At 51.5% G+C, this 3922-nt stretch carries 1 protein-coding gene; it reads right to left on the bottom strand.

Annotation, left to right across the window (positions count from 1 at the left end):
* A partial coding sequence (locus VIM87_RS30635; RefSeq protein WP_332000668.1) for an aminotransferase class III-fold pyridoxal phosphate-dependent enzyme occupies window positions 1-3922 on the bottom strand: 3922 nt, incomplete at both ends.

Here is a 3922-nt window from a genome sequence, read left to right as displayed (position 1 = left end):
GCTCATGTGCGTTGGCTATAATATATTCCAGCGCTTCATCGGTGCCGTAATTCAGCAACACCATATCCTCTACCATACCCTGCGTAGTGCCGGGTGCTACCGGTGAAGTGTATACGTTGCTGCCATCACTGTGCGATTGTGCCAGCAGCCCGTCAAAAGTGCCGTGGTAATAGCCTTTGAACACCGCTACCTTGCTCTTACCGCTTTTGGTGCGTGCAATGCGTAAGGCATTCATCACGGCCTCAGTACCGGTATTGGTGAAGGTTACCCTTTCCACACCGGTAAGCTCATGTACCAGGTTGGCTACTTCACCTGCCAGATCTGACTGCGTAGCCAGCTCATACCCTTCCGTTAGCTGCTCCTGTATGGCGGCAGTAACAAAGGCCGGACTGTTGCCGAAAAAGTTCACGCCGAAACCCATGGCAATATCCACATACTCATTACCATCTATATCTGTAAAATGCGCGCCTGCGGAATGTGCTGATACAATAGGGTACAACACTTCTTTCAGCGCCTGCCGGAAACCTAAAGAATTGATCCAGTCGGAAAGCACCCGGCGGTGTTGCTGCGCAAAAGCTTTGGAGGCGCCGGTTTTAGCGTTATAACGTTGTATAAAATTTTCCAGGAAGGCCAGCTGACGGAAGCTAAGCGGTTTATCTTCTGCCAGCTTTACGGGATTGAATTTTACGGTTTCCTGTTTAGCTGCGCGAATGGGAGCAGTGCTTGTTTTCATAGCAACCACAGGTTGTTCCTGTACTGCTGCTGTTTCCATTGTTGCTGTTACTGATCTTTCACCTGTTGTTACCATAGTCCCGGCAGCTGCCTGCACTACACTTTGCCCAAACACAGGTGCATCTGCCGCAGCCCTGTTATCTATGCCAGCCATCACAGCTACGCCATCCCCACCAACAGGCATCCCTTTCAGCACCTGCAGCTGCGCATTCATGAGCTCCATTTGTTTGAGGAGTATATTTTCCAGCGCACTACCAGCAGCCGGCATAACAGGCGCAGAGATAGCAACCGGTGTAGTGGCTACCGGCATGGCAGCCACACTCACAGGCGTAACAGCCACCGGCACCTGGGTTACCACTGCCTGCGCTATCATAAACGTATATCCTAAAAAGTCGTTCTGATCCTGCATCATTGGGGATGACCATTCGGCAGACTGGAAACCCGTACGGGTAAGCAGCTGCATCCACATCTCGCGCGACATCAGCGGATAATCCGGCCGTACCTGCTGGTCCTCAAAACGCCACCAGCCTTCTGTTAAGCCAAAGGTGAGGTCAAGCCAGCGTTGCTTGCGCACACCTTCAATCAGCATCAGCACCCCGCCCGGCGCCAGTAAGGAGCGTACATGCTGCAGGGTTTGCGTCATGTTTTTGGTAGCGTGCAATACGTTGGCCGCAATGATCATATCATAGCCATGCTGCGGGTATTGCTGCGCCATAGGATCCTGCTCTATATCCAGCTTGCGGAAATCCACAAAGGGATAAGCGCTGAACTGTTGTTTGCTGTTATGCAGCAGGTAAGCAGAAATATCTGTGAAGGTGTACTCCACCGGCCTTGTGTTCAATGCTTTCAGCACATAGGTGGTAGTGCCGCCGGTACCGCCGCCTATCTCCAGTATCTTCACAGTTTTCCCCTGCGGGAACAACGGCAGCCAGGCGCTCACCGCTTCCTGGCAACAGGTGTTCAGCACCTGTGCGCCAAAAGAATTGGTGTATACCTGTGCAGCGCCATTGGTATCAGCTTTGGGAAATAATACTTCCAGCGGATTTAAAACACCGGTTAGTACAGCCGGTAATTGAGCTGCGCAACGTTGCAATAACATTAACTCAGCCTGCGCTTCAGGGTATTGTTCCAAACAAGCCGCCATGCGCTGCTGCGGGTTTACAGATGCAGGCGTTTGCAGCACTTCCCATACATCACTGTACTGCTGCAGTATGCCACCTTCTTCCAGCATTTCCAGGATGCGGCGTAACAGGCGGTAATGCGGTTTGGCAATATTCAGCTGTTGTGCCATCTCACCTAAACGAAATTGATGGCCCTGCCGCAACGGCATATGCAGCTCCTGTAAGGCCTGTATCACAAAGTCAAGGCTAAGCGCTTCCATTTCCTGCAGCAGCTGCTGGTACACGGGAAGGGCTTTTACAGGTACTGTTACCGGGGCTGCCATACTATCCATTGTAGGTACAGCAGGGCCGTTTTGTTCTTCAATATAATCTGCCAGGGCTTGTATGGTCGATAGCTCTTCAAACACCTGTGCAATACTTATTTTAATACCATAGATCTTTTCAATTTTACTAAGCGCTTCTACCAGCACAATGGAATCAGCGCCCATTTCCAGGAAAGGCAGCTGCACATCCAGCTGATCCGGCTGCGCATGCAGGGCAGCGGCCATAATATTTTGTATGGCTTCCAATACGCCGGTGGTAGCGGGTTTGGGAGCTGCTACCGGGGTAATAACACGATGTTGCATAGCTGGTTGTTCTTGCTTGTTCATGTGTGATACAGGTTTTTCTATCCAGTATTGCTGGTGCTGGAAAGGATAGGCTGGTAAAGGAATGCGGGCGCAGGGCCAGGGGCGGTACACGGGCTGCCACTGAATGTTTGCGCCATTCACATATAAAGCGCCTAATGCTTCCAGCAGCAAAGGCAGGTCCTGCTGGCCGGGTTTAACGCTCATTACCTGCAGGCGTGCAGCCGTATCCGTAAAGTCGCGGCACATGGTCAGTAAGCTGGGCGCAGGGCCTATTTCCATCCAGGCCGTACAATCCGTTTGTTCCAGGATGTGAATACCTTTTTCAAACTGTACGGGCGCCAGTATATGCTGTGTCCAATACTCCGGCGTAGCCAGCGCATCGTGCATTACTTCGCCGCTCAGATTGGAGATGAACTTGATAGTAGGTTTGTGGTAGGTGATAGTGTCTGCCGCCTCTTTAAAAGCTGCTACCATGGGCTGCATCAGCGGGGAGTGAAAGGCGTGCGATACCTGCAGGGCTTTGGTGCGGATGCCTGCCGTTGCAAAATGCGCAGCCACCTGCTGCACACCGGCAGCTGCACCGGCAATTACGGTAAGCTTGGGGCCATTGATAGCTGCAATGGAAACAGTATCCCGCAGCTCGGCTAATTGTGCATCCACTGCTTCAGCTGCAGTAAAAATAGCCATCATTTCACCGCCGGCCGGTAATTGCTGCATCAGCTGTCCGCGTTTAGCAATCAGCTTCACGGCATCTTCCAAACTGAATACGCCGGCTATGCAAGCGGCAGCATATTCACCTACACTATGACCTATTACCACCGCAGGCTGTATGCCAAAAGCCATCCACAGCTGCGCCAGCGCATATTCAAAAGCAAATAATGCAGGCTGGGTATAAGCTGTTTGATGCAGTAAGGCCGTATGCGCGGGGTTAAATAAAACATCCGTCAGCGCCACCGGTAAATAAGGCTGTAATAATTCGCTGCACTTATCAATTGCATCTTTAAATACAGGATAGGTTTCGTATAAGGTTTTACCCATACCGCTGTATTGCGCACCCTGGCCGGTAAAGAGGAAGGCCGCACGCGGCGCGTTCTTACGCTGAGCCGGAGCCGTAGTATCAGCAGCCTGTAAATAACTTTGCAGCTGCACCTGTACTTCCTGCACATTAGCTGCGGAAACAGCCAAACGGTAAGGGAAATGCGTACGTGCAGTGGCAGCGGTGTAACAAACCTGTGTTAAGGTTATATCATCCTGCTGCAAATAGTTTAGGTATTTACGGCACAGATCCTGCAGGGCCGTTTTGTTTTTGGCAGATAATAACAACAGGTGATGCGGTGCTTCCGTAACAGTGTTGATTGCCGTAGCAGCTTCTGTGATCAGCACATGGCTGTTGGTGCCGCCAAAACCAAAAGAGCTGATGCCGGCTACCCGTTTTTTGCC

Origin of the sequence: Chitinophaga sp., from assembly GCF_036569125.1 — a bacterium.
In the GTDB taxonomy this organism is placed as follows: domain Bacteria; phylum Bacteroidota; class Bacteroidia; order Chitinophagales; family Chitinophagaceae; genus Chitinophaga.
Note: the sequence above shows the minus strand (reverse complement) of the source record. Positions and strands in the feature narration are given on the sequence as shown.